We start from the raw sequence: 510 nt of genomic DNA on the forward strand, positions 1-510 counted from the left end.
AACTCTGGTTTCGTCATCAATCCTTGGTCTGTTTTCATCAACATCTCCATTAGGATTAGCATCTGTTACATCATATATAAAAACTAATTCTGATCTGTTTTTAACATTTTCATCTTTTTTATTCATCTTTTTGTTCCTCCTTTTCTATTTTTAAAATTTCAGAAACTTTTTTATGTAGACACATCCCAAGAACAAAGTAGAAATTAAGTTCTTCATTGCTAATTTTCCAACCATTGCCAGCTTCTAAAAAATATAATGAAATCAATTCTTCTAAATTAGAATAATAATTTTTCTTATATTCTTCAAGTTTATTTATAATTTTGGGCAATAAACTTTTAAAATCTTCTTCCTCTAACCTTAGACCTTTAAAATTTTTATAAAAAGGTGTACTACTTCGTTCTTGGAATTGGATTATCATAAGTTTTTTAGCAAGAACACCTAAAAGAAAAACAGCTTTATGAACTGGTGTAAGAAAAGTGTTTTTATACTCATCAAAAAAAGTTTCTATTT

Annotated in this window: 2 protein-coding genes; both read right to left on the minus strand. The window is 26.3% G+C overall.

Annotated features, from left to right (window positions below):
- Window positions 1–126 (minus strand): type I CRISPR-associated protein Cas7 (locus NZ853_11545; protein MCS7206317.1); only part of this gene is annotated, 126 nt, incomplete at its 3' end.
- Window positions 119–510 (minus strand): TM1802 family CRISPR-associated protein (locus tag NZ853_11550; GenBank protein ID MCS7206318.1); only part of this gene is annotated, 392 nt, incomplete at its 5' end. The genes NZ853_11550 and NZ853_11545, both read right to left, overlap by 8 nt.

This window comes from Leptospiraceae bacterium (assembly GCA_025059995.1).
GTDB lineage: Bacteria > Spirochaetota > Leptospiria > Leptospirales > Leptonemataceae > SKYB61.